Source organism: Haloarcula amylovorans, from assembly GCF_004681185.1.
In the GTDB taxonomy this organism is placed as follows: Archaea; Halobacteriota; Halobacteria; order Halobacteriales; family Haloarculaceae; genus Haloarcula; species Haloarcula amylovorans.
Genome location: NZ_SRIF01000002.1, coordinates 361,166 through 382,768 on the forward strand (window position 1 = coordinate 361,166; position 21,603 = coordinate 382,768).

The following is a 21,603-nucleotide window of genomic DNA, read 5'->3' on the forward strand; positions in this document are numbered from 1 at the left end:
AATATTTCAGGTGACACGTTATCGGACTGTGACGCTCTTTGCGAGGTTACGGGGCTTGTCGATGGGGCGTTCGAGCTGTCTGGCCGTGTAGTACGACACCAACTGCAGTTGGATGTTCGCGAGCAGACTGGAGAGGTCCGGGTGTGTGTCCGGAATCGCCAGTTGCTCGTCGGCCACGTCGTCTACGTCCACGGACTCGGGGGCGACCGTAACGATGTTCGCCCCGCGGGCGCGCGCTTCCTCGGCGTTGCTTCGAGTCTGGTTGGAGGGGCCGGACCCGAGGAGGGTAAAGATGGTCGTCTCGGGGGTGACCAGCGCCAGCGGACCGTGTTTGAGGCCGCCCGACGGGAAGCCTTCGGCGTGTTCGTAGGTGATCTCCTTGAACTTCAGCGCGCCTTCGAGGGCGACGGAGTAATTCAGCTCGTGCCCGATGAAGAAGAACGCCTCCTTGTCGAGGTGATGGCGGCTGAGTCGCTCGGCCTCCGTGGTGTCGAGGAGGCGCTGGATGTCCTCCGGAAGTCGTTCGAGTGCGGCGAGGAACTCCTCGCGGTCCTCGCGGGGCGTGCCTTGTGGGAGGTCGTCGGCGAATTGCTCGGCCAGCAGGCTGAGCGTGACCGCCTGCGAGGAGAATGTCTTGGTGGCGGCGACGCCAATTTCCGGACCGGCGCGGATGTACACCGGCGTCTCGACCTCGCGTGCGACCGTCGAACCGATGACGTTGGTCACCGCAAGCGTCTGTGCGCCCTTTTTCTCCGCGCGGCGAATCGCGGTGAGCGTGTCGGCGGTCTCGCCGCTCTGTGTCACCGCGATCGTCAGCGTGTTGCTGTTGACGGGGATGGTGTCGGTGTATTCGTTGGCCCGGTGGGCCGTCGCGGGGATGCCGCGGCGGTTCAGCAGGTTACTGCCGAACATCGCCGCGTGATAGGAGGTTCCACAGGCGACGAGATGGACCTGTTCGATGTCCTCGAAATCGGCCTCGTCGAGGGCGTCGAGCGTGACCTCGCCCGCCTCGGGGTCGACGCGGCCCTGAATCGTCTTGCGGAGCGACTCGGGCTGGCTGTCGATCTCCTTGAGCATGAAGTGGTCGTACGCGCCCTTGCCCGTCTCCTCGGGGTCCCATTCGACAGTCTCGATGTCGCGGGAGACCTCGTTCCCGTCGCCGTCAGTGATGGTCGCGCCCTCGGGGCTGACCTCGGCGACGTCGCCGTCTTCGAGGTAGCTGACCTGATTAGTGAACTCCAGGAACGCCGGCACGTCACTCGCGAGGTAGTACTCGCCGTTTTGCTGGCCGAGGACGAGCGGGGAGTCCTGTCGTGTCGCCAGCAGCTTCTCGTGGCCCTCGACGAGCGCGACCGTCGCGTAGCTCCCTTCGAGTGAGTCGATCGTGCGCTCGAACGCCTCACGCGCGTCCGCGCCCTCGTCCATGTACCCCTCGATGAGATGCGGGATGACTTCGGTGTCAGTGTCACTGTCGAATTCGTGACCACGCGCACGGAGGTCGGCCTTCAGCTCCTCGTAGTTCTCGATGATACCGTTGTGGACGACAGCGACCTGCTCGGATTCAGCCGTGTGCGGATGCGCGTTCTCGTCTGTAGGCGGTCCGTGCGTGCTCCAGCGGGTGTGGCCGATGCCGATCTCGCCGTCGGGAAGATTCTGGACGATCGTGTTCTTCAGGTCACTAATTTGTCCCGACTGCTTGTATATCGAGACGCCGTGGCCGTTCTTTACGGCGACTCCGGCGGAGTCGTAGCCGCGGTATTCGAGATTCTCGAGACCAGTGATCAGCCGGTCGACCGCGTCGTCCGTGCCGACGCAGGCGATGATTCCACACATCTCAGTATGCCTCCGAGACGGCGGAACTCGACGGAGTGATTCGCATCGGTGCGGTTCGGGGTCGGTCAGACGAAGGGCGAATAGTACTCATCATGATTGCGTGAGTCTACGGTTCTCTCACTTCCACCGTACACCGGGATGGGGCATTACTATCTGCTCGTTAAGGACTCGGGTGGCGGAAATCCGACAAAAACGCAACAGTGCCCCCATCGTTTCGGTTGTTTCGGCTTAATCCTCCGAGCGACGGCCCGTTTCCGGGTGTTTGCTTATCACCTCCGTTTGTGGCGCTTATCAGGTGTGTAATTCTGTTTCGATGGCCCTGCCGTCCGGAGATTGCCCCCGGATACGAGCCCAGGAGAGTGGTGTCAATCGTTGTCACAAGAACGAGAGATATATCGGCGTATATAGGTGTGGTACGGTTGGAACGGTCGGGTGATATGGCCCGCTGCTCAAAATATGCGCTTCCCGTACACGCACGCGGTCACTGACAGTTTGTACCGTTCACGGTCGTTCAACGCTTCGTGTCGGTCGTCGTGTCTCCCGACAGAGGCCGAGCAGATATCGTCTCAACCTCGGTGTTTGAGGACGATGATGTTCTCGCGGCCGTCCTTGTCCTTCCGGATGATGTCCCGGTCGGCCATCCGCGAGAGGAGGCGGCTCACTTTCGCCTTCGACCACTCGGTCTGGTCGACGATCTCCGACTGCTTCATGTAGCCGTCGTTCTCGGCGAGCAACTGCTCGACGCGGTCGGCGTCGGTCAGCGGTTTCCACGGCTCTTGTTCGTCGTCCGAGTCGCCGGAGTCGTCGCTACCGAAGAGGCGTTCGCGGACCCGGATAAGTGAGAGGAGGACGAGGGCGAGAAGTCCCCCGCTCGCGAGCAACACGACGGAGGGATTCGAGACGGGCGAGAACACGTTCGTACTGGTGAGATGAGAGTCGAGCGCCTGCTGGCTTCGCTCCTTCGCCGCTCCTGCGGCGGCAGTGAGGCTGGCTATCGAGGACTCACAGGGAAGGGGAACTGCCGAATCGACGGCGGCGGTCTGACCGGGGGCGTTTCGGTCGTCGGCGGGCTGGGAAGCGGGTGTCGCACTCGCGACGCCGACACAGCCCGGCAGGCCGACGCCAAAGACCAGCACGCCGATGGCGATAGCTAGTGGCACTCCCAGTCTCAGCCCAGTGATACGGGCGTACTCCCACATATCGTCATCGGACCCCCGGGACACACGGGTCCCCAGAGAGTACGTTGCTGCGTCTCGTCTCACGTCCGGTCTGGCTTGGAAGCACTGTCAGTCACTAGTTACACAGTGGGCCTTTTGTGGGATAGTTTCTCTCCCGTTAAAGTTGGACGCAGACGGCTGATGTGATTGATAAACGTACAGTTCTCGACTCGGTCGAACTGGTTCGATAGCTTACGTCCACGCGGACGCGATGGAGGTCAGTGCGAACAGGGCGGTGACGACAACGGCCGTTTGCAGGCCTGAGAGTAGCGCCGAGGGGATTGCCTGTGACCACACACCGACGGTTAGGAGGAAGCTCACGGTCGTCACACCCACGAAGGCGGAGTGCTGGCTGATGCTTGCGGGCGCGTCCGCGTCGTCCTCGACGTCGTCGTCCGCGTCGGCCGTGTCGGTCTCGCCCGCGTCGTCGATGGAGACGGTGTCGTCCGAGCGCGCGGCCACTTCGGGCGAGTCCACGTACTTACTCACGCCGTCGAGCAGCGGCGTCGCCTCGACGGCCCCACGGCTCTGGTTGTACTCGATGAGGCCGATGTCGTCGAGCTTCGGCAGGTGGGACTGGTACAGAGCGATGTAGACGCGCTGGCGCTCGTCGGACATGAGCTGGCGGACGGTGGTGTCGTGTTCCCACGCGGCCACCTGTTCTGCAATCGTCCGCATCTCGAAGGGACCGTCGTTGTGGATGATATACGCGAGGACGCGACGCCGACGCTCGTTCTGGAGGACGTGAAAGAGGTCGTCTTTCGAAATCTCCGTGGGCGTGTCGTCCTCGTCGTCCGCAGTCGCTGTCTCGGTGTTCTGGGTCGAAACGTCGTCGGTCTGCTCTGCGGTTACAGCCATTGGTGTTCTATTCATCCGATTACCCCGGGCATAGATAAAGGGGGGAAGCCATTGCAATCGATTTCAAACGGTTTCCAATCGTTGCACAACTGTTCTATTTCTCCCCGCACCTTACGGGTTTGATTATTCCTTATCGATCACGCAGTCTAAAATGCGGCCGTGAGGCGGCAAGACTAGCGGATAGGCCATTAAACGACCCACAATATGCGCCGTCTGGCCTGCATCTGGACGTTATATTGACACGTCGAAAGACCGGCGACCGATCGCTAGCGGGAGTAGACTATCGCACAGTACTGGGGGAGTTGGGGGTGAACGCGAGTCCGTCGGTCGGCGCGCGACTAGAGGTGGTCGTAGATGAAGCCGGCCTCTGCGGCGGTCTCCTCGTCTACGTTCGCCATCACGTCGACGAGCACGGGGTCGTCGTTGAGTGCGCCCGCGACCTTCGAGAGGTCGAAGCGGTCGAACTCGTCGTGGGGCGTCGCCAGGAAGACGGCGTCGAAGTCTTCGAAGTCGGGCGACTCTTGGATCGGGATGCCGAAGTGCTCGGCCATCGCGTCGTTCTGTGCGTGGGGGTCGTACCCCTCGACGGTGATGCCGTAGGTCTCCAGTTCGGTGATGACCTCGTCCACCTCGGAGGTGCGGATGTCGCCGACGTTCGGCTTATAGGAGAGCCCGAGGATGAGTACCGAGGAGTCCTTGAGGACCTTCCCGGCCTCGTTGAGGCCACGCATCGTGAGTTCGGCCGCGTGCTTGGGCATGTACTCGTTGACCTCGCGGCCCTGCAGGATGAGACTCGGCGTGTAGCCCGCGCGTTCGGAGCCGTGAGCGAGGTACAGTGGGTCCACCGGAATGCAGTGACCGCCGACGAGGCCGGGCCGGTAGTCGTGGAAGTTCCACTTCGTCCCGGCGGCGTCTAACACTTCGTGGGTGTCGATGTCCATGTGGTCACAGATGATCGCGAGTTCGTTCATCAGCGCGATGTTGATGTCACGCTGGACGTTCTCGATGACCTTCGCCGCCTCGGCGGTCTGGATGCTCGGCGCGCGGTAGACGCCTGCGTCGACGACCGTCTCGTAGAGGGTCGCCACGTCGTCGAGCGTCTCCTCGGTGTCGCCGCTGACGATTTTCATGACCTCTTCGAGCGTCTTGCCCTTGTCGCCGGGCGAGAGTCGCTCGGGCGAGTAGCCGAGGTTGAAGTCCTCGCCGGCGGTCAGCCCGGACTCCTCCTCGATGATGGGGGCGAGCTCGGACTCGGTCACGCCGGGATAGACGGTCGATTCGAGGATGATCGTCGTGTCCTCGGAGACGTGCTCGCCGACGGTGCGGGCCGCGCCCTTCACGAAGTCCAGGTTCGGGTTTTGCGTGTTGTCGACGGGCGTCGGGACCGTGAGAATGACGTAGTCCGCGCGCACGATGTTGTCGGGCTGTGCGGTAAAGGAAACGTCGCTCTCCGCGACCCGGTCGTGGCCGGCCTCGCCAGTCGGATCGTTGCCGTTACTGAGCGTCTCGACGAGTTCGGGATCGATGTCGAAACCGGTGACCTCGAACCCCTTGTCGTCGAACGCCAGCGCGAGCGGCATGCCGACGTAGCCGAGTCCGACGATGCATATCTGTTCGCCCTCGGGACGGGCACTCTGTTCGCCTGTTCTGTGTGAGACTGATTCACTCATGCTATCACGTTTCCGCCGCTGAGCTGCTCGGGAAGGGGTTTCTCTTCCGCCGGTGCTCCGATGGCGAGCGTGCCCGCCGGGACGTCGTCGGTGACGATGGCTCCGGCGGCCACGAAGGCGTCTTCGCCGATGGTGACGCCGGGGAGAATCGTCGCGTTCGCCGCGATGGAGACGCCGTCCTCGATGGTCGGTCCAACGAGTCCGGACTCCTGTCTGATGGGATACTGGTCGTTCGTCAACACGGCCTTCGGTCCGATGAAAACGTTGTCGCCGATAGTCGTGTTCTGTGGCACGTAGACGCCCGTCTGGAGACTGACATCGGAGCCGATCGTCGTCTCGCCGTCGATGACGGTGTCGGTCCCGACGACGACGTCGTCGCCGATGGTCGTGTTCTCGCGCACGAGAACGTCGTGCCCGGTGATGAGATTCTCACCGACTTCGACGTCGGTGTAGATCGTCGTCCCCGAGCGGATACGGGCGTCGTCGCCGATAACGGTCGGATCGGCGTCCTCGCTGTGACGGTAGCCGACTGTCGCACCGTCGTCGATGTCACAGTTGTGGCCCAGGTCTGTCGCAGCCATGCTCACACCTCTGTGTCGCCGGTGTCGGCTGCGTCCGCGCCGCTACTGTTGAATCGGCGCAGGAGAAGGCCGACTGTGACGATGCTCGCAAGAACCACCAGTGTTTTGCTCGATTTCATCGGAATCACGTTCCCCCTCGGGCCGGTCCGGCCCGTGGGCTATTCCAACGGAGTACCCCTACCCGGTTTATTATAAAGGCGATAAGGGTCCGACAGCAGGAGACACGTCGAAAACCCGCGGTTCAGGCGCTGAAAATGCCGCTTATCTAATTCATAATAATGCGGGTAGCTCGACATAATACTGGACGTCATGTCTCAGGACAGCCCCCCCGCCCGAATTGGCCGCCGAACGTTCGTCACCGGTCTCGTGGCCGCCGGTGCCGCTCTCGTCAGTGGAACCGCGGTCAGCGCCACTGCAACCCAGACGGAGAGCGAGAGCGGTCCCACGGTTGCGTGGAAACAGAACTACAGCGGCGAGGAGTACGACATCCACCTCACCGCGGCGACCCAGACGGCCGACGGCGGCTACGCCCTCGCCGGCACCGGCACGCCAGCCGGAAGCGACGGGGCGCAGTACGGGATGGTCAAGGTGGCCGCCGACGGCTCGAAGGAATGGATCGCGTTCGCCGACGACGGCGACTCGGAGACGAACGACGTCTCCTTCTGTGATATCGTCCAGACCGCGGACGGCGGGTTCGTCATGGTCGGACACGCGACCAACCCCGCCGAGACCTTCGAGGACCGCGTCGGCGGCGAGATCGCCGAAGCGGTGAAGGTGACCGCGGGCGGCGACGTGGCGTGGGTCGTCCAGCACGACGCCTTCGAGGACGACGAGAGTTCAGATTTCGACTCGGGCAACAGCGACAACTCGCTGTTCCTAACGGCGACGGCGACCGACGACGGCGGTTTCCTCGCCGGGGGCTCGTTCGAAGGCAGCGCGTGGCTCGCCAAACTCGACGGGTCGGGAAGTATCGCGTGGGAACAGCAGTACGACGGCTTCAGCGTCGAGTGGGTTCAGCCGCGCAACGGCGGCTACCACGCGGCAGTCCGTGAAGACGACACTTGCGCCGGGTTGGTGCTCGATTCCGCTGGCGAGGTTCAGCAGCGAGTCACGCTCGGCATCGACTATGGCGCGACCCCGTACAACCACGAGTTCGCGCTGACCGACGACGGCGGCTACGCCTACACTGGTCGCGACGAGGGCCGCGAGGATATGGTCCTCGGGAAACTCGACAGTTCCGGCGCGCGTACCTGGCGCGCGGAGTTCGACGGTCCCGCCGGGGACACCGACTTCGGGAAGCAGGTCCTCGAAACCGAGGACGGCGGCTACGCCGTAGCCGGCTACATGAGCATCGATACCACTGCCGAGTACGCGCCCACAATTGTTCGTACTGACGGCGGTGGGACCGAGCAGTGGCGCTACCTCTTCACGGAATCGGGCGCTGACAGCGTGGCCGACGTCCTCCAGACCGAGGACGGCGGCTACGCGGTCCTGCTCGCCTCGGGGACGAACACGCTCGCGAAACTTACCGCCGCTACCGATGCCGAACAGACGGCGACCCAGGAGCCGACCGAGACGCAGACCCAGGAAGCCACCGAGACAGCGGCCGAAGAGTCGACCGAAACGGCCACCGAAGAGCCGACGGAGACGACGCAGGAACCGACGGAAACGCAGACGCAGGACTCGACCGACACCGCGACGCAGACGGCGGAGCCGACGGCGACGGACGCCTCGGACGACACGTCCGGCGGGACGTCTGGAGACGCCTCGACGGAGACGACGACCCGACAGACCGCGACCGACACGTCGGACTCCGGCGGCGACTCTGGTGGTAGCAACGACAGCGACGACGACTCGTTCCGCTGTCTGCTGTAGGCGAGCGCGTTTCTCACACAGCGCTGAAACGGTCCCACACTCCTTTTTAAGCGCATACTCGAAGACGGGAGACTCGTCTCTCTGAACCGGGTAGCGTCCTCGATGAGTCACAGCCCCGAGAGACATCTCTCGAAGCGATAGCGGCGAGAAAACGAGGGGAATCGACCACCGCCGAGGCGTCGGGACTGTCGGTGACGCCAGGCGAGTGAGCTACTGCGTGGTGGCGGGTTTCGGGGTCTTGCGGGTCGAGTCCTTCGAGAGCTCGTCGATCTCCTTGACGAGTTCGAGGGCGCGCAGACCGTCCTCGCCGGTGACCGGCGGTTCGGTTCCAGTGCGGACCGACTCGACGAACGCGTCGAGCTCGTGTTTCAGCGGCTCGCGGTTCTCGACGCTCAACTGTTCGACGAAGCTCTCGTGGCGATGGGTGAACTCGCCGTCCTCGCGGATGTACTCGGGGGCCGACCCGCGGGTGACTTCCAGCGTCTGGTCGATGTAGTCGACGGTCACGCGGCAGGTCTCGGCGGAGATGGTGAGCTTCCGGACCTTCTCCTGGGTGACGCGACTGGCGGTCAGTTGCCCGACGACGCCCGACTCGAAGGCGAGGTTCGCGCTCGCGTAGCGGGCGTTGCGGTTGCCGACCGCGTCGACGGCGTCGACTTCGTCGTCGACGAGCGCCAGCAGGATGTCGATGTCGTGGATCATCAGGTCCATCACGGCAGACTCGTCGATCTCGCGGTCGAGCGGCGGCCCGAGACGGTGGGCGTCCACGGCGATGATGTCGAGGTCCTCGACGAGGTCCAGCAGGGTGCTGACTGCCGGGTTGAACCGCTCGACGTGGCCGACCTGGATGTTGACGTTGCGCTCGTCTGCGAACTCGATGAGCCGCTCGCCCTCCTCGGCGTCGGAGACGAACGGCTTCTCGACCAGTACGTCGACGCCCGCATCGATACACTCGCGGGCGGTATCGAAGTGGTACTGTGTCGGGACGGCGATGGAGACAGCCTCGACGGCCGACAGCAGGTCGTCGAGCGAGCGATAGCGCGTGTCGTACTCCTCGGCGACCGCACGCGCGTTCTCTTCGTCCGCGTCGTAGACGCCGACGAGTTCGGTGGTCGGAAGCTCGCGGTAGACGCGGGCGTGGTTGCGGCCCATGCTTCCGACGCCGATTACGCCGACGGGTGTAGGTGTGGTCGTTGTCATAGTAGCGGCGTTTCAGTGATGGCAGCGGTGATCTGCTCGATGTCGTCGTCGTCGACTTCCGGATGGACCGGAAGCGAGAGCGCTTCGTCGGCGGCCCGTTCCGAAATCGGTGCCGAGACGCTGTACTCCTCGTAGGCTTCGAGTTCGTGGATGGACGTCGGGTAGTACACCGCACTGCCGACGCCGTGGTCCGAGAGCGTCTGTTTCAGCTGCTCGCGGTCCGGACACCGGACCGTGTACTGATGGTAGACGTGCCGGCGGTTCTCGGGCTCCGTGGGCGTCGCCAACTCGGTGTCGGCGAGTCGCTCGGTCAGCTTCCGGGCGTTCTCGCGGCGCTTGCGGTTGAACTCCGGGAGCCGTTCGAGCTGGGCGAGACCGACGGCGGCCTCCATGTTCGTCATCCGGAAGTTGTGGCCGACCTCGACGTGGTCGTAGCCCGAGACCTCGCGGCCGTGGTTGATGAAGCGGTTGGCCGCGTCGGCGACGTCCTGGCGGTCGGTCGTTATCATCCCGCCCTCGCCGGAGGTCATGTTCTTCGTCGGGTAGAAGCTGAAACAGCCGACGTCGCCGATCGCGCCGACGGCGTCGCCGTCGTAGCGCGCGCCGTGAGCTTGACAGGCGTCCTCGACGAGCGCCACGTCGTAGGTGTCGGCGATGTCCCGCAGCGCGTCCATCTCGGCGGGCAGGCCGTAGAGGTGGACCGCGACGATCGCGTCGACTGGGTCGTCGCTCTCGCGGATTTTCTCCTCGACGCTCTCGGGGTCGAGGTTGTACGTCTCGGGGTCGATGTCGGCGAACACCGGCGTCCCGCCCGCGAACTGGATGGTGTTCGCGGTGGCGACGAACGAGAACGGCGTCGTAATCACGTTCGCGCCCTCGGAGACGCCGACCGCTTCGAGCGCGGCGTGGAGCGCGGCGGTCCCGTTCGTGGCCGCGACGCCGTGGTCCGCTTCGCAGTAGTCGGCGAACTCGTCTTCGAACTCCTCGACGACGTCGCCGGCGGCGAGATAGCCCGAGTCGAGGACGTCGAGGACGCGCTCGCGTTCCGGCTCGCCGATCGTCGGCGACGCGATGGGAATATCTACCATTCGTCGCTCACCCGTCTCGGCTGATATCGTTCGGCCGCCCGCGAACGGGGTGCGGACGGGGTCTGCGATTCGGTCGGTCGTTCGTCGCACAGCGCGACAGTCCCTTGCTCACTCGGTTGCATGGTCGATTTCGGCGGCCGCTCCGCCGTCTTCAGACTGCTAATGTACCAGACAGGGCTTTATTATGGGCGAGGTAAGCGGTCTCCCGCCGTTTAGCCCCCGACCAGTCGTCGGTGAGTGGGGGGCTAAATCACCCCCCGCTCGATCCCGAATCTCCTTAGGCGGCGGCTATCAGAGACGGTTTAGAACCGTTGAACTCGAACGATCCTGACCGCTTATCAGGCTCGGGTGCTTCCGGCAAACCGATGAACGAACGCCTCGGTACAGTCGTCGACCTACTCGCCGTCCTCGTGTTGCTGGGGGCGGCAACGGCCGTCGTGGTAGTCGAACCGCCTGGGGGGGCACTGCTCAGAGTCCCTCTCTTGCTGCCCGCCATTCTCTTCTTGCCGGGTTACGCGCTCGTGAGTTTCCTCTATCCGGACGCGCCCAGAAATCAGGCGGCCCGAAACGACGAGGGGTGGAGCCTGACGCCGCTCGAACGGGCCGGGTTCGCCATCGCGGCGTCGGTCGCCATCGTCCCGATAATCGCGCTCGTGCTCAACTTCACGCCGTACGGCGTCCGCGGCCCACCGGTGCTCGGCGGCACGATCGTCGTGACGGCGGTCCTGTCCCTGGCGGCGTTCGTGCGCCGGGCCCGGCTCCCGGCCGAACGTCGGTTTCGAGTCAGCGGTAGCTTCGTCGGCGGCCTCCAGACGTACTTCACGACCAGCCGCCGCGGTGCGCGCCAGCACTCGCCTTTCGAGGTCAAGAGTGACAGCCATCGCGTCCTGAATCTCGTCTTGGTCGCCACTATCTTCCTGTTGCTCTCTAGCGTCGCCTACGCTGCCGTCGGGCCGACGCTCCCGTCCCACGACCAGGACGCTACGGAGTTCTACCTGCTAGACGAGAACGGCGAGTACTTACTCGGCGTCGAAGAGTCGCTCGACGGCGGCTCCGTCCCGGCGAACATCGTCATCGCCAATCAGGAGAAAGAGGATGCACAGTACACGGTGGTCGTCAAACGTCAACAGGTCTCGGTCGGCGACAATCGGACGCAGGTCCAACAGGAGCGCGTCACCGACCGGGTCCAGACCAGCGTCGCCGCTGGCGAGACCAAGCAGATAGAGAAGACGTTCGAGGGTGGCGGCGAGAACGTGCGCGTGCAAGTGCTGCTCTTCCGCGGTGACGCACCCGAAAACCCGACGGCCGGGGACGCCTACCGCGAGGCGCACTTCTGGCCCGCGGGCAATCCCACGGAGTCGGGGGAGAACTGATGTTCCCCTGGGGGCATCTCGCCTTCGGCTACGTGCTGTACTCGCTGACCCGTCGCGCGCTCGGCATGAACGCTATCGGGGGCCGTGAGGTAATCGTCCTCGCGCTTGCGACGCAACTGCCCGACCTCGTCGACAAACCCCTATCGTGGTCGCTAGCGGTGTTTCCGAGCGGATACGCCATCGCACACTCCGTCTTCCTCGCCGTGCCGCTGGGACTGGCAGCACTCGCTGTCGGCGCGAAGTACGACCGAATCCGTCTCGGGCTGGCGGTGTTGGTCGGGTGGTGGTCTCACCTCGTGGGCGACGTCATGCTCGCTGTCCTGACCGGCGGGGCGTACACCGTCACGCGTGTGCTCTGGCCCGTCGTCGTCCTCCCGGGGTCACACTCGGACCTCTCGTTCGTCGAGAAGTTCGTCTACTACGTCGGCGAGTTCCTCGAACTGCTTCAGTCGTCAGCGGGGCCGTACGTCTTTGCAATTTACTTTGGACCGCTTCTGCTGGCGGCAATTCTGTGGCTGGCTGACGGCGCACCGGTGGTCCGCGAACTCTGGGACTGGGCCGTCGACCCACAGTAACCTACTCGGCACGTGAGCGGTAACGAGATCAGCGATTGCGAAGAAAACAGTCGTCTACGCGGTTGATACGGCGTTCATCTACAGCGACGTCGTCTCGGAGATGCGCCACTCGCCTTCGCGCCAGACTGCGGGGCCTTCGACGCCACCGCCGATGTGGTACCCCGTGTCGCCTTCGTGATCGCCGTTGACGTCTCGAAGGTCGCTCGGCATGATCATCCCGTGCGTGCGGGCACGGACGTTGCCGTGTCCGACCGGGTCGGTGGCGAACAGGCCCCGGCCGGCATCGAGCGTGTAGTGAGAGGAGGCGTGGAAGTCCGGGTCGACGCAGTCGAACGTGGCGATGACGCCCTCGCCGTAGTTGCGGGCGGTGCAGTTGTGGATCGAGAGTCGGTCGGTCTCGTGGACGTTGATAGCGCGGAGGACGTTGTCGTGGCTGTGGGAGGTCGATCGCGAGGTGATGCCGTTGAAGTAGCAGTTGTGGATGTTGAGTCCGTCCGAGTTCTTCGCGTACACTTCGATCGGATAGCTCTTCGCGCGGCCGTTCCCCTCGATGTACGACCCTTCGATGTGGCTCGCCTTCCCGTAGCGGGCCTCGACGCCGTAGCTGTGGTTGAGTTGCGCAGTGCTGCCGACGATCTCGTTGATGTACCCTCGAAGTCGGAAGCCGACGCCCGCGTTCGCGGAGGCCTTACAACTGTGGAACGTCGTGCCGTGGGACATCGCGTTCGTCTCCATTCGGAAGCCATCGCCGCCACAGGACCACGTCTGGCAGTTGTTGAACAGCGTGCCGAACGTCCCCTTCTCGCGGCCGCTGTCGGGGTCTGTGTACCCCTCGATACAGACGCCGTGAGAGCCAGTGCGGTAGAACACGAGGTTCTCGAAGGAGGCGAACGGGGCCGCGCGGACGCGCAGACCGACGTCGCCGCCGATGATCTTCAGGTTCTGGACCACAGGGTTGTTCCGGTAGTCGTTCATCCCACGCCCGAGTACCTCGATGACGTTCTGGTTCGAGTGGCTCGCGTCGATAACGGACCCGGAGGGGTGACCGCCGGTCAGCATGACTTCTTTCTCCTCGTAGTCCAACACGACCGGGAACGGTTCGCCGGCTTCTTCGGCGTCGTACGAGCAGTGGACGGAGATGGTATCGCCCGCGGAAGCGGCGTCCCAGGCCTGCGTTATCGTGTCGTAGCCGCCGTCACCGACAACTAGCGTGCCGCCGAGGTTGAGCGCCTCGCCGCCAATCTCGAACGCTTCCGACAGTTCCTCGTCGTCCTCTGCCGCCGCTGCGTTGCCCGACATCGCGGCGACGCCGAGGCCCGCCGCTCCGACGGTGAGCGCTTGCATGAAGGTCCGGCGGTTGCTGTCGATTTCTTGGTCTGCTGCTTCGGTCTGCTGGTCCGCTGCTTCGGTCTGCTGGTCCACGTCTTCGGTCTGTAATGATTCTTGCTCACTCATTCTCTGTCAACACCTATCTAAAATACTGTTTTACTTATTAATTTAATCTTACAAATAAGTAAGTGGACGCACTTACCTGCCTGTAAGTGGTCTCTCAGACGCTCTTGGTGGGTTTCAGCGCAAGCGGTAGTTCGACGACACTTGGACGGTTAGTAACGCAGGTATCAGTGGAGAAACCTGTCTTATCGGCGCCGCTCCGGGCGTTTACGGGCACGATAATAATCACCTTGTGGTGTCTGGACTCTGGTACTGAGAAACGTGAGCCCGAGCACCCCATCGGACGACCGCGTTGCCCAAGCAGTGACGCTCATCTCGAAGAAGTGGCACCCGGTCATCATCCAATCGCTGCTCGACGACGGACCGCTTCGATTCAACGAGCTACAGGAACGTCTCGACGGGATTTCGGGCAAGGTGCTGACAGACAGCCTCGAAGACCTCCAGGGGAACGACCTCATCGAGCGACACGTCGTCAGCGAGTCGCCGAAACGCGTCGAGTACGACCTCACTCGCGCGGGCCGGGAGCTGCAGGCGGTCATGGAGACGCTTGCCGACTGGGGGAAACGTAACCTCGGCGAGTCGACGCGGCCCACCGTTCTGGTCGTCGACGACGACCCGCGCCTCGCGCGGATGCACGCCGGCTGGCTCGCCGAAGAGTACGACGTCGAGACGGCGTTCAACGGCAAAGACGCCATCACCGCGCTCTCGGACGAGATCGACGTCGTCCTCCTCGACCGCCGGATGCCCGGTCTCTCGGGCGACGACCTCTTAGAGAAGATACGCGAGGCGGACCTCGATGCGGGTGTGGTGTTGCTCACGGCCGTCGAACCGGACGTAGACGTCGCGGATATGGAGTTCGACGCCTATCTACTGAAACCCGGCGAGGCGGACGAAGTCAGGGATGTCGTCGCAGACGTCCTCGAACGGGCCACCGCCGACGACGACATCACCGAACACTACTCGCTGTTGGCCCGACGAGCGCTGCTCGACGCGCGGTTGACCGCCGCCGAACGGGAATCGAGCGACGAGTACCAGCGCCTCCTCGAACGGCTCGAAGCCGTCGAGGCGGACCTCGGCGACGACGGTTCGAGCGAAGCGGACGAGACGATGGCTATCACGGAACGACTTAACCTATGACTGCTACTGCAACTGATTCGTGCTCACCGCGGGTGTTACTCGTCGAGGACAACCCGGCGGACGCCCGCCTGGCGAAAGAAGCGTTCTCGGAGATTGGCGCACGCGTCTCGCTGACCGTCGTCCACAACGGGAGCGACGCGCTGGCGACCCTGCGAGGCGAGGAAGACGACGATATCGTCCCGCATCTCGTCCTGCTCGACATCAACCTCCCGGGTCGAAACGGGGGCGACATCCTGCAGGAGATAAAGTCCGACGACTCGCTTCGCCGCATTCCCGTCGTCATCCTGACGACGTCCGACGAGTCGAAAGACGTCGAACGGATGTACGACAACCACGCGAACGCCTACGTCACGAAGCCGGACTCGGTCTCGGAGTACATCACTGTCATCGACCACCTCCAGTCGTTCTGGCTCTCGACGGCGACGCTACCACGCAAGCGACGGGTGCAATGACCGAAACCGTAGACGTCCTCCTCGTCGAGGACAACGACGCCGACGCCCGCTACGTCGAGGAGCTGTTCCGCGAACCGATTCCCGTCCAAGCGGAGCGGTTCCCGGGTCTCTCGGACGCCGGTAACGAGGTGCAAATTCACCGCGAGACCTCGCTCGCGGGAACCACGCAGATGCTCGAATCCAGCGGCGAGATGCTCGACGTCGTTCTCCTCGACCTCCACATCGAGGACAGCGGCGGTATGGAGACGTTGGAGGGGACACTGGCGGCGTCTCACAGCGTTCCGGTCGTCGTCCTGACCGGCGTCGACGACACCAGTGTCGGCGCGGCAGCCATCCGGGCCGGCGCACAGGACTACCTCGTCAAAGACGAGGTGACTCGGGACTTACTCGAACGCACCATCCGCTATGCGATCCAGCGCCACGAAACGGGCCAGGCGTTGCGCGAGCGAACCGAGCAGCTCGCCATCATGAACCAGCTGACCCGCCACGACGTGCGAAACGACATCAGCCTCGTCGTCGCTCGCGCCCGGCAACTCCGGAAGGAAGTCGACGAACGCTACGCGGACACACTGACCGAGATCATCACCGCGAGCAACCACGTCCTGCAACTCACCCGGACCATCGGTGACGCCGTCGAGGCGGCCGACGACGACCCGGACGACTCCCGTCTCGGTGCCGTCTCCCTCGCCCGTATCCTCGAAGACGAAATAGAGAAGGCGCTCGATCTCTACGAACCGGCCGAGATCGAGATCAGCGGCGACTACGAGGACGTCGAGGTGTGGGGCGATAGCCTGCTGGGGTCCGTGTTCGGCAACATCATCAGCAACGCCATCATCTACAACGACGAGCAGACGCCACAGGTAGACGTCACCGTCACCGTCGAGGGAGAGACTGTCACAGTCGACTTCGCCGACAACGGTCCCGGTATCTCGCCCAGACAGCGCCGCGAACTGTTCTCCAGTGAGTCTTCGGACTTAGACGGCAGCGGCCTCGGTATTGGCCTATTCCTCGTGCGCCGACTGGTGGACCGCTACGACGGTGAGATCGATATCTCGGACAATCAGCCGAAGGGATCTGTCTTCTCGGTCGAACTCCAGCGAGCGTAACTGTTCGCAGAAAAGCGTCGACCCAGGCTCTCTATCGCCCGTCGATGGCCGCTCGGTAGATCGATTCGAGGTCTTTGCCCATCTGGTCCAGTCCGACGACGTTGGAGCGACCGGAACTGGGTTCGCCGGTGGCGAGTACGTCCGAGAGCGCGTCCGCGAGTTCGGTTTCTCCGTCGCGGACGTAGCTGTTCGCCACGCCGTCTAAGACGCTCGACACGAAACCCACGTCCGTCGAGACCACCGGAACGTTGCAGGCGGCTGCCTCCTTGACCACCATCGGACCGCTTTCGCGTTTCGAGGTGACGAGCATCGCGTCGCTCGCGTTCATGTAGTAGGGGACCTCCTCGTAGGGGATACCGGACATCGTCCGCAGGGTCACGTCGTCGAGTCGGGAGACGACACGTTCTGCGAGTGGATGGTTCTTGACGTCGCGCTCGGGCGGGTATGGGAAGAGGACGGTCGTCTCGTCTTGCGGCCAGCCAAGGCGCTCGCGTGCGCGCCCCTGGTCGATGGGCCGGAACTGCTCGGTGTCGACACCCCATGGGAGTATCTGGTGGCTGGTGTCGAGATACGCGCTCATCGTCGTCGAGGGCAGGATTACCTCGTCGCTCAGGCGGGCCGAGAGCCGACTGAGCCGCGGGACGAAGCTCTCCTCGTCCATGAGGTCAGAGCCCCACAACGTGAGAACGACCGGTCGTTTGGGTTGGGCCAGCGCGAACGGCCCCATCAGCCCGTAGTGGGCGTGAATCACGTCGTAGCCCGAAAGCGAGTGGTCCAGCACGTCCGGGTAATACCGAAGGTAGTCGGTCACCGAACGGGACTGGTCGGCGTCGTGGGTCCCGGGGACGGTGACGGTCGTACACTCGACGCCCCGTCGTTCCAGCGCCTCCACCTGCTTGTCGAAGAACGACCGCGGGGTGTTGACTAGCTGGAGGACTCTCATGTGTCGACGACGGCCTTCGTGCGCGTGGTCTGATCGGAGCCGAGGGTCTCGTCGTTCATCGCCAGCCCGAGCATCCGCAAGATGACGCCCGTTGCGTCCTGCTTGTCGTCGAGGAGCCGCTCGCGGCGGGCCTCCCAGCGGTCCGACTCGGCGTCTTCGAGGATGGCGACGGCGCGTTCGAGGGCGGCGTCCTGTTCGTGGTCCTCGTTGAAGTTCCAGAGCAGGTCGTACTCCGCTTCGAGTTCGTCGGTGTAGCCCATCGTCAGCGAGTTCATGTACACCGCAGGCGTCCCGAGGACAGCACACTCAGAGGCCATTGTCGCCCCTTCGCCGATGAACAGGTCGGCGTGAGCGAGCAGCTGGTGAATCGCTTCGGGCGGGACGAGGGTCCGACAGCGTTCGAGGTCGTCGGGCAACGGCACTTCGGAGGTGATGAGGACCGTCGCGCCCGTCGCTTCGAGCTGATCGACGGCGTCGTGGATATCTTGGAGGCCCGACGCGCCCACGTCATGCGAGGAGTCCCATGCGCTGAGGCGGACGACGACGAACTTGTCGTCGGGGTCGACGCGCAGGTCTTCGAACGCCGACGTATCGGGTTCGAAGCGGTCGGGGTGAAGGTAGGCGAGTTCGTGATACGAGGGGTACGTGACCTGATTGTCGCCCGCGTTTTCCGTGTAGCAGGTGGGTGTCACCACGTAGTCGGCGACCGGGTGGGTTATCTTGTTGATGAGCGTCGCGTGTTCGGTGTCGGTGAAGACGACGCTCTCCGCGCCGACGACCGCGGCGGTGTGAGCGGCCGTGACGCCACCGACGCCCGCGATGACATCCGGATCGACGTCGAGCGCGTAGCGAATCGACCGCAGTTCGTAGGCGGTCTGGACGACGGCGAGCTGCGCCAGCGATCCGGACTCGTTTGCCAGGACGGTGTGGTCGATGTCGTAGCTGTCGAGTAAGTCGACGGCGACTTCGTTGTCGCGCGCGACGACGTGGACTTCGCGCCCTTCGTCTTCTAACGCCCAGATGGCGTGTTTGAAGAAGTGAACGTGCGCCGGATGCTGGATGGTGAACATGACGGTCATACGTACCGTGTCCCCCTGTCTGTCGTCTCGTGACTCTCCATACAGGAACAAGCCCGTCAGCTACCGTTATTATGGAGATGATAGCCGCCGTCGCGTTCGAAACGTGACTGTGTCTCTCTATCCCACCGGACGGGGGACGCTCGTTCGATGGCGGGGCGGTGAGCGTTTATGCGGTGGCAAAACGGGCAAGCGCGGTGATACGTACACCGCTACCGGAAGAAGTGCCCCAAGAGAGGAGACTAGAAGAGAAGGTTCAGCCGTTAGTTATCGGGGTAGCTGTTGTCGTGGACGAAGTAGTCGTCGTTGCCGCTCGGGTTGGTGATCCCGTTGTAGAGGACGCAGTCGTAGATACTCACGTCTTCGGCTTCGTACATCTTGATGGCCTCTTGACCGTTGTACGCCTCGGCTGTGAGTCCAAGGATGGCCGTATCCTCTGCGTTGTTGATGATCGGGTGGTGTGTCGAACGGTACTCACCGTAGGCGATGATACAGCTGTCGCCCTCGATGGTGATACAGCGACGGTAGTCGTCACCCGGCTGATCGACCGTGAGGTCGTAGAATCGCGATTCGTCGCGCTCACAGCGGATGGCGTGACTGCCGCCGTATCCGCCGCTAGCGTCGCCGGTGATCGTGACGTCCTCGACGAGGACCGGTACGTCGTCGTCGTTCGAGGCCTTGATGTCGATTGCGGCCCCACCGGAGCGCATCTCGATTTCGGAGTCGAAGATGGTCACCTCGCCCGCCGCCTCGGAGATGGAGATGGCGTCCTCTATGTCGTCGTCGTCGTCGACCATGATCGAGGCGCCCTGGATCGTGGTGTTGGTCGCCCCGTTGGTCACTCGAATCGCGTCGCCGGTGACCGATTCCATCCGGACATCGGTGTCGTAAATCCAGAAGTCGTCGCCCACGTCGAGACGGATGCCGCGCTGGTTGCCGTCCTCGGGGCGCGTCTCGTCGACGATGACCTCGGCGTGTTTGATGTAGCCGAGCGGCCCTTCGATGCGGATGTTGGCGACGTTGCTGTTCCGGTATGTCCCGCCGTAAACGACGATTTCGCCGTCCTCGCCCGAACTGTACAGGCCGTTGTCGGGGAACCCACCAAGTTCGCAGTGTTTGAACCAGATGCGGCCCTGGTGGGCCGGGCTGACGATGATGCCTGACGGCCCGCCGCCGTTGACCGCCGCCGGGTAGTGATCGGTCGACGTGTTGACCGAGTATTTCCCACCTTCGGCCGCGCTACAGTCCTTGACGACGGCGACCGCATCGGAGTCGACGACGTCGAACTGGTACGGCCCCCACGTGCCAGTGTCGTGTTGTCCCCTGACGTGGACGTTTCTGACGTAGAGGTCGTTACACTGCATCTGGAGCGCTCGGAGTCCCGTGTTCGGCTCCGTGAAGTCGAAGTCGAAGCCCTGGACGCGCGCCCAATCACCGGGGTTGTACGACGCCCCGAGTTTGAACAGGCGAGCCGGCCCGTCGAACTCGTCGGCCTGTGCGGGCCTGATCGTCGCGTCGTCGCCGAACATGGCGAACGATTCGAAGCCCGTATGCCGGAGTTGCTCGTCCATCAGGTACTCGCCCGGCGGGAAGTAAAGCGCTATCTCGTCTTCCCCGTGGACGAGTTCTTCTAGAACGTCTGTAATGGATTCACTGCCGTCGTTCGCTGCACCAGCATCGACCACGTTGATCGGGTCGTACTGCTCGTGATAAGCTGAGGCAGTCCCGCTCGTCGCTGCCGCTCCCACCGTGGCACCGACCCCTGCGAGGAACGTCCGTCGACCAATACTGCTGTTACCGCCGCGGCCTCCCTTCGGATTATTCATCCTACCCTCTACGGAAATCCGGCTATTGTTAAATGCTCCGACTTTCCTTCGGTTAATTAATCAAGAAATATTCGTCTGTTCTATTTTTACGTACCAGATGAAAGTATCTCTTTCAAATACACTTGATACATACGTTGGAAAATACACTACATTCCGTGCCTAGTCCCGAGAGGGAGAACTGGGCGCGCAGTCACGTGTTATGCAGCATCGAATGTCTGTCTAAGCGGGAGTTCGAACGAACGGCGATTGAGCGCTCCCGTGCCAATTATTATCATGCATCTGTTGAGAATACACATACAGGGGTCACCCTATCTCTCTCGCGGGCGATCCGGCGACAGTCGTTTCGCGCGCGACATCGTCGAGCACCGCTGCGTTCATCGCCAACTCGGCATCGTCTCCGACGGTCACGTCGGTCGCGACCGAGACGTGTGGGTGGACTGTGACCCGGTCACCCACGACGGCACCGCCCGCGAACCCACAGCCGAACGCGACGGTGGTGTCCTCGCCGATATGGACGTGGTGTGCGATGTGGACTTGCCCGCTGACTTTCGCCCCTTCGTGAAGGACGGTCTCTTCGAAGACGGCTCGGTTGATGGTACAGTTCTCGCCGATCTCGACGCCGTCCTCGATGCGAACGGTTCCCTGATGGGGGAGGCGATGGAGCGTTTCCTCGTCGTCGCGGACGAACCCGAACCCGGGACCGCCGATACGGGTCCCGGTCCGGATCGTACAGCCGTCGCCGATGGTGACACAGTCCGCGATGTACGCGTGCGGACCGACAGTGCAGTTCTCGCCGATGGTCGCACCGTCCTCGACGACGGCGGTCGGGTGGACCCCGGTCGCTGCGCCGCTGCCGAAGAACGCCTCGACGGCCTCGGCGAAGGCCAGCTTCGGGTTCTCGGCGTGGATGAGGGTCTTCCCGGCCGCGCCAGTGACTGACGGTGGGCAGATTACTGCCCCCGCCGCCGAGTCCGCGAGGGGCGCGGCCTCGTCGTAGACCGAGAACGCGAGGTCGGTCTTTCCCGCGCGATCCAACGAGTCGACGCCGGTGACCTCCGTAGTCGACCCCGCGTGTTCGAGGTCGAGTTCCGCAGCGATCTCCGTCGTCGAGTGAGCCGTCGTCATCTTCGGTGGTAAATCGTCACCCGGCCTCCTTACTATGGGTTCGGTAAGTCCCGGCTCGGCGTTCGTTAAACGAGCGCGAAACCACGGCACAAACGCGACTATTAGCGGCCAAAACAGCGTTCTCGGCGAAACAGTCGTCCACATTGGTGGTATCGGCACCAGGCCGGATCCGAATGCGGTCTCCCGCTGTGCTTACTCGATACATAATAACGGCCC

General features: G+C 63.4%; 18 protein-coding genes. 6 read left to right on the top strand and 12 right to left on the bottom strand.

The features are described 5' to 3' along the window. Window positions 1-18: 18 nt before the first annotated feature. From glmS to E4S61_RS09180, 5 genes are all read right to left on the bottom strand, one after another. Window positions 19-1,833 (bottom strand): glutamine--fructose-6-phosphate transaminase (isomerizing), encoded by a 1,815-nt coding sequence (gene glmS / locus E4S61_RS09160; RefSeq protein ID WP_135303635.1) that lies wholly within the window; start codon window positions 1,831-1,833, stop codon window positions 19-21. Between the two features lie 566 nt (window positions 1,834-2,399). Further along, on the bottom strand, window positions 2,400-2,993 hold the full coding sequence (locus E4S61_RS09165; protein ID WP_245180654.1) for a helix-turn-helix transcriptional regulator: 594 nt from the start codon (window positions 2,991-2,993) through the stop codon (window positions 2,400-2,402). 249 nt (window positions 2,994-3,242) lie between these two features. Then, window positions 3,243-3,923 carry a DUF7344 domain-containing protein gene (locus tag E4S61_RS09170; RefSeq protein WP_209309467.1) on the bottom strand — a complete coding sequence of 227 codons (681 nt, stop codon included), beginning with the start codon at window positions 3,921-3,923 and terminating at the stop codon, window positions 3,243-3,245. Between the two features lie 323 nt (window positions 3,924-4,246). After that, window positions 4,247-5,578 carry a nucleotide sugar dehydrogenase gene (locus tag E4S61_RS09175; RefSeq protein WP_135303638.1) on the bottom strand — a complete coding sequence of 444 codons (1,332 nt, stop codon included), beginning with the start codon at window positions 5,576-5,578 and terminating at the stop codon, window positions 4,247-4,249. Beyond that, a complete protein-coding gene (locus E4S61_RS09180; RefSeq protein ID WP_135303639.1) occupies window positions 5,575-6,159 on the bottom strand; it encodes an acyltransferase in 585 nt (194 codons plus the stop codon). Before E4S61_RS09180 ends, E4S61_RS09175 begins: the two co-directional genes overlap by 4 nt. A 309-nt stretch (window positions 6,160-6,468) precedes the next feature. On the opposite strand from E4S61_RS09180, the gene E4S61_RS09185 reads away from it, so the two are divergent. Then, entirely contained in the window at window positions 6,469-8,034 is a 1,566-nt protein-coding gene (locus E4S61_RS09185; protein WP_135303640.1) for a hypothetical protein, read from the top strand. Window positions 8,035-8,244: 210 nt separating this feature from the next. Here E4S61_RS09185 and E4S61_RS09190 read toward each other — a convergent pair whose 3' ends face one another. Together E4S61_RS09190 and E4S61_RS09195 are read right to left on the bottom strand one after the other, a co-directional pair. Further along, the gene (locus tag E4S61_RS09190; RefSeq protein WP_135303641.1) at window positions 8,245-9,234 is read right to left on the bottom strand and encodes a Gfo/Idh/MocA family protein; all 990 of its coding nucleotides are present in this window, start codon (window positions 9,232-9,234) and stop codon (window positions 8,245-8,247) included. Beyond that, a complete protein-coding gene (locus tag E4S61_RS09195; protein WP_135303642.1) occupies window positions 9,231-10,322 on the bottom strand; it encodes a DegT/DnrJ/EryC1/StrS family aminotransferase in 1,092 nt (363 codons plus the stop codon). Before E4S61_RS09195 ends, E4S61_RS09190 begins: the two co-directional genes overlap by 4 nt. 365 nt (window positions 10,323-10,687) lie before the next feature. On the opposite strand from E4S61_RS09195, the gene E4S61_RS09200 reads away from it, so the two are divergent. Next, window positions 10,688-11,695: a DUF1616 domain-containing protein gene (locus E4S61_RS09200; RefSeq protein WP_135303643.1), complete on the top strand. Its 1,008-nt coding sequence runs from the start codon at window positions 10,688-10,690 to the stop codon at window positions 11,693-11,695. Then, window positions 11,695-12,270, top strand: a complete 576-nt coding sequence (locus tag E4S61_RS09205; RefSeq protein WP_135303644.1) for a metal-dependent hydrolase — start codon at window positions 11,695-11,697, stop codon at window positions 12,268-12,270. Before E4S61_RS09200 ends, E4S61_RS09205 begins: the two co-directional genes overlap by 1 nt. A 78-nt stretch (window positions 12,271-12,348) precedes the next feature. Here E4S61_RS09205 and E4S61_RS09210 read toward each other — a convergent pair whose 3' ends face one another. After that, window positions 12,349-13,725, bottom strand: a complete 1,377-nt coding sequence (locus tag E4S61_RS09210) for a right-handed parallel beta-helix repeat-containing protein (protein WP_209309468.1) — start codon at window positions 13,723-13,725, stop codon at window positions 12,349-12,351. Between the two features lie 258 nt (window positions 13,726-13,983). Between E4S61_RS09210 and E4S61_RS09215 the strand changes: the two genes are divergently transcribed. From E4S61_RS09215 to E4S61_RS09225, 3 genes are read left to right on the top strand one after another with little or no spacing between them, the layout of a single operon-like run. Further along, window positions 13,984-14,859: a winged helix-turn-helix transcriptional regulator gene (locus E4S61_RS09215; protein ID WP_135303645.1), complete on the top strand. Its 876-nt coding sequence runs from the start codon at window positions 13,984-13,986 to the stop codon at window positions 14,857-14,859. Then, the gene (locus E4S61_RS09220) at window positions 14,856-15,311 is read left to right on the top strand and encodes a response regulator (protein WP_135303646.1); all 456 of its coding nucleotides are present in this window, start codon (window positions 14,856-14,858) and stop codon (window positions 15,309-15,311) included. Before E4S61_RS09215 ends, E4S61_RS09220 begins: the two co-directional genes overlap by 4 nt. Then, window positions 15,308-16,417, top strand: a complete 1,110-nt coding sequence (locus E4S61_RS09225; protein ID WP_135303647.1) for an ATP-binding response regulator — start codon at window positions 15,308-15,310, stop codon at window positions 16,415-16,417. The genes E4S61_RS09220 and E4S61_RS09225 overlap by 4 nt, the downstream gene beginning before the upstream one ends. 31 nt (window positions 16,418-16,448) lie before the next feature. Here the strand turns inward: E4S61_RS09225 and E4S61_RS09230 are convergent, their stop codons facing one another. The 4 genes from E4S61_RS09230 to E4S61_RS09245 form a co-directional block, all read right to left on the bottom strand. After that, entirely contained in the window at window positions 16,449-17,360 is a 912-nt protein-coding gene (locus E4S61_RS09230; RefSeq protein ID WP_135303648.1) for a glycosyltransferase, read from the bottom strand. After that, window positions 17,357-18,439 (bottom strand): DUF354 domain-containing protein, encoded by a 1,083-nt coding sequence (locus tag E4S61_RS09235; RefSeq protein WP_135303649.1) that lies wholly within the window; start codon window positions 18,437-18,439, stop codon window positions 17,357-17,359. Before E4S61_RS09235 ends, E4S61_RS09230 begins: the two co-directional genes overlap by 4 nt. A 260-nt stretch (window positions 18,440-18,699) precedes the next feature. Further along, the gene (locus tag E4S61_RS09240) at window positions 18,700-20,262 is read right to left on the bottom strand and encodes a right-handed parallel beta-helix repeat-containing protein (protein ID WP_135303650.1); all 1,563 of its coding nucleotides are present in this window, start codon (window positions 20,260-20,262) and stop codon (window positions 18,700-18,702) included. A gap of 303 nt (window positions 20,263-20,565) precedes the next feature. Further along, on the bottom strand, window positions 20,566-21,387 hold the full coding sequence (locus E4S61_RS09245; protein WP_135303651.1) for an LpxD N-terminal domain-containing protein: 822 nt from the start codon (window positions 21,385-21,387) through the stop codon (window positions 20,566-20,568). Window positions 21,388-21,603 lie beyond the last annotated feature (216 nt).